At 66.3% G+C, this 3,477-nt stretch carries 3 protein-coding genes; all 3 read right to left on the reverse strand.

Going from position 1 to position 3,477, the window contains the following annotated elements; all coding sequences use genetic code 11:
- Nucleotides 1-35: 35 nt before the first annotated feature.
- The gene (locus ACX4ZE_RS22540) at nt 36-455 is read right to left on the reverse strand and encodes a DUF6262 family protein (protein WP_480275466.1); all 420 of its coding nucleotides are present in this window, start codon (nt 453-455) and stop codon (nt 36-38) included.
- Nucleotides 445-2,664 carry a tyrosine-type recombinase/integrase gene (locus tag ACX4ZE_RS22545; protein ID WP_480275467.1) on the reverse strand — a complete coding sequence of 740 codons (2,220 nt, stop codon included), beginning with the start codon at nt 2,662-2,664 and terminating at the stop codon, nt 445-447. The genes ACX4ZE_RS22540 and ACX4ZE_RS22545 overlap by 11 nt, the downstream gene beginning before the upstream one ends.
- The coding region (locus ACX4ZE_RS22550) for a tyrosine-type recombinase/integrase (RefSeq protein ID WP_480275468.1) at nt 2,661-3,477 on the reverse strand (817 nt) is incomplete at its 5' end. The genes ACX4ZE_RS22550 and ACX4ZE_RS22545, both read right to left, overlap by 4 nt.

A 3,477-nucleotide genomic window follows, 5' to 3' on the forward strand; every position in this document is an offset into this window, starting at 1 on the left:
TTATCTTCGGTTGTTCTTCAGAATATGTCGCGTGATCAGGTGTTTTGTGTGGTGGACGGTGTCCACGACGGATTGATCCGTGATGCGCGGAGTTGGCCGTGCAGACGGGCGATCTGGTCTCGGAGTGCGCGGTTTTCCTCGTCGAGTTCACGGATTCGCTGGTGGGCCAGGGTGAGCCGTGTCCGCAAGGAGGCGTCGCTGGCGTGATGTGACGCTGTCGGTCTGGGTGTGGAAGGCGGTTGGCGGTTGGCCTGTATTCGATGTATCTCGTCTTTGATGTCGGTCTGGCTGTAGAGCCAGGACCGTGAGATACCGGCGTGGCCGGCGACGGCATTGAAGGTGATCGGTTTTCCGGCTCTGTCGAGTTCGTGCAGGGCGGCGATCGCCTTGACGCGGGTTTGGTCGCTGCGTCTTTTCGCGGCCGCGGCGAGGTAGATGCTGTTGTCAGCCCGCATCTTTGGTCTCCTGCGGGTCGGTTTCGAGGGTGGTGATGATGGTGTCGAGGTTGGCGAGGACGGTGCGGTTGGCTTCGGCCAGGCGTTGCTGGCCGCGGGCCTCGGCGGCGGTGATCAGCTGCAGGGTCTGCTCACGTTGGGTGCGGTGCTGGGGCAGGAACTCGGAGGTAGTGACGAATACCGGGCAAGTCAGGCAGGCGTTGGCGTGTGGGCAGGACTTTTGCAGCGGCAGCCCGCAATAGCCGTTGGGCAAGGCTATTGTGGCGCGGGCGAGGTTGTGGTTCATCCATTTCGCGTCGCCGAGCAGCTCGTCGCCGCTGACGTCAACGGGTCGGCCGTGGATGTCGATTTTGCGGGCTCGTTCCCACTGGGTTCGGATGGTGGTGTCGGCGAGGCGGGCGTAGCGGGCTGTCATGGTGTGGCTGGTGTGGTCGAGCAGTCGGCGAACGACCTCTTGGGAGACGTCGTTGTTGATCAGGCGGGTGGCATAGGTGTGCCGGAACTGGTGCGGGGTGACTCGGGTGGGGCGGCCGAGCTCGTCGGTGACGGCGATGTCGGCCAGCCACCCTCGCAGGTGCCAGTCGAAGGTGCCGGGGCTGATCGGGTGGCGCCCGTCGGGGTTGGCGAACCGCCGAGGCAGCAACACCTCGGTCTCGGGGAACGCGGCACGGGTGCGCCGCTGCTGGTCGGCGATCTTGGAGGCGAGTTGGTCATCGATGGGAACGATCGCTTCGCGGCGCATCTTGTGGTTGCGGTAGCGCAGGTAGATCGCCCCGCTGGAATCGTGTATGAGGCAGTCGAGTTCGAGTCCGGTGGCGTCGCTGATGCGTAGTCCGGTGCCGATGAGCAGCTCGAGCAGCAGCCGGAACCGCGGATCCGCCGCTTGGTCCAGCGCCCCCGGCGTTTCGAGCTGGTTCATCACGAACTCCGGGATCGCCCGCGGCAACGACGGTTCCTCGCAGCGGGGACAGTCCTCTGGATAGAGTTCAGCGTCCGGCGGCAGCATCGCCCACCGGTGTTGGCGGACCGCCCGCAGCAGACCCATGACCGCGCCGATGTCGCTGCGCCGTGTCTTGGGGTGATCGAGGTGGGCAGTCAACGCCGCCAGATAGGCTTCCAAGCTTGCGCGGGTCAACGCGGCGGGACCGAGCGACTCGGCGAGACCGGGCGTCAGCTGCGACAACCGCAGCACGGCGACGAGGTCCCGCCGAACCTGAGTCAAGCAGATCCCGCACGAAAGCCGCCATCGGCACCAGCGTTTGGCAAGCTCACGCAGCCAGGTCGGCTCGATCACCGTGAAGTCGAGCTGCGCGGTGTGACCGGCTTTCGGGATCGCCAATCGACGCAGAAGCCAAATGTCTCTGGGGTATTCGGCGTCCCAGCCGCCGCTGTCACGCAGATCGAGCAGGCAGTCCACGGCAAAGCCGAGGAACGCTCGGCCGGTGCTGCCACGGGCCGCGTCAGGCAGCTCGGCCAGCCACCGCTGCAGCGGTCGATCCAGCAATGACATGTCCCCGACCCCGGCGAGATGGTCCAGCAACGGTTTGATCGACTGCGGCGCGACGCGGGCCTTCTGGGCGTCGACGCGGCACTGCACCGCGTATTGGATTTCCAGACGCAGTCGAGGCGGCAACGGGCGGAAGTCGAAGCGGTCCTCGCCGTAGTCGATGCAGTAGGCGATGAAGTCTTCGGTGCTCGGGCGTCCCCGGATTCGCCATCTGGTGTGATGGGAGCGGCACCATCCGGCGTCGAGCTCGGTCCATAACCGGCATCCAGGCAGAGCACACACCATCGCGGCGGTCACCACCGACGGCGTCCACCCCGTCCGATCGGGTCGGCCCGCGGCGTCCCACTGCTGGGAATGCCGGTAGCACAAGCGATACCGGTGTTGGCCGTATCCGCAACCAGGGGCCGTGCAGGATTGCAGCGGTCGGTGGCCGGTCACGGCTGGGTCCGCAATTTCTGCCCAGACCACGGTGTCGGGTCGCCCGGCCGCCTTCCAACGGTGATGGTGCGCCAGGCACAACCGCCGGGCGCGACTGGACTTCCCGCAACCGGGGACCGCGCAGGCCGGTGTCCCCAGAATGGGGTCGCCGACCGCGGGAACCAACACCTCCACCCGGAACTCCGGCCGCACCACGGACCTCAGACGCTCGAGCAGCGGCCCGGTAAGGCTTCCGGGCGCCGGCCTCGCTGCCCCGGCGCTCACCGCCGTCCACCTGCCGTATCGAGGACACCCGCCGCGATCAACGCCCGGCGAGCGTCTTCGACGCTCAGATGCGAATAGGTGTCTCCGGTCGTGGCGATCGAAGCATGCCCGAGCAGTTTTCCCACCACCTCCACCGCGACACCGCGGCGCAACAGCCCGGTCGCATAGGTATGACGAAAGACATGCGGGGAGAACACGATCGCGGTCCGCTTGCGCAGCCTCAACACCAGGTCGTAAACGCTGCGATAGGTCATAGGCGCACCCATCGGCTCGGCCCACAGGTTGACGAACACGTAATCGCTGTCCAACTCGCCGTATTCAGTATGCAAATAGTCGGAATACAAGCGGATCAACCCGCCCGGCACCGGAACCTGCCGCGACCCGGACTTGGCTCGCGCACCGTTCCCGTTATCCCGACCGACCACCGCGACCACCCCAGCCGCGGGGTCGATGTCATCGTGACGCAAGCCCAGCGCCTCGCCGATGCGCAGACCGGTCTCGGCCAACAACGTCAGCAACAGCCGATCACGCTGCCGCTCGCACGCCCCGATCAGCGCCGCGACCTGCTGCTCATCCAGAGTCCGCGGCAGGCGACGCTCCGCCCGCAACCGCACCCTTCTGGTCCTCTCCTGCCGAGGACCCAAGTGCGCCAATAACGGTCGCCACGACCCGCCGCGTGCACCGCGTCGCTGCCAGCTCACCAGCAGGTCGCCCAGATCTACCCCATGGCGCTGGTGGAACTCGTAGAACGCGGACAACGCCGACAACTTCCGGTTCACTGTCGACTCCGAGCACCCTGTCGGTAGTGACGTC

It is taken from the genome of Nocardia sp. TBRC8007, assembly GCF_056629435.1.

Coding starts and splice junctions, on each gene's coding strand:
- ACX4ZE_RS22540 (WP_480275466.1), bottom strand. CDS start 455: ATGCGGGCTGACAACAGCATCTACCTCGCCGCGGCCGCGAAAAGACGC.